Genomic DNA, 420 nt, shown 5'->3' with positions numbered 1-420 from the left:
ACAGTGTAATTAATGGGCAGTTATCACATGACCACTACTAGACCCATAAAACTTCCCACTGACCATTCCTTTTTTGTGATAGTCATTAAGTAACTTTAGGAAATCCTCAACATCTTCCTTATTTTCGATAAGAATCTTACCATCTGCGGTAAATTTCAAATCTTTCTTTTCAAAAGAATGTAAGACATTCTTCATATTCTCAATTTCTAACTGCCCAATGCCCGTATGATTCTGTTTACGCGCAATGTTCGCAACCATCCTCATCAAGGATGGTTTAGCGCTTATTTCTTCTTGCAGCAGCTCAATTCCTTCTAGAATATTTTGCTGGGTCATTTCTGCGACCACCGTATTAGCATTTTCTACAAACTCATCTTCAAGACTGACAATCTTTTCAAAAGCTCCTTTTCCAAATATGTAGAA

The 420-nt window shown here is 36.7% G+C and carries 1 protein-coding gene; it reads right to left on the bottom strand.

Annotated features, from left to right (window positions below):
* Positions 1 to 9 precede the first annotated feature (9 nt).
* The coding region (locus SOP95_RS31775; protein WP_323609553.1) for a Kiwa anti-phage protein KwaB-like domain-containing protein at positions 10 to 420 on the bottom strand (411 nt) is incomplete at its 5' end.

It is taken from the genome of Pseudomonas sp. YuFO8, assembly GCF_035065025.1.
Taxonomy (GTDB): domain Bacteria; phylum Pseudomonadota; class Gammaproteobacteria; order Pseudomonadales; family Pseudomonadaceae; genus Aquipseudomonas; species Aquipseudomonas putida_AE.
The sequence above is the reverse complement of the archived record's forward strand: the minus strand, read 5'-3'. Positions and strand labels throughout refer to the sequence as shown.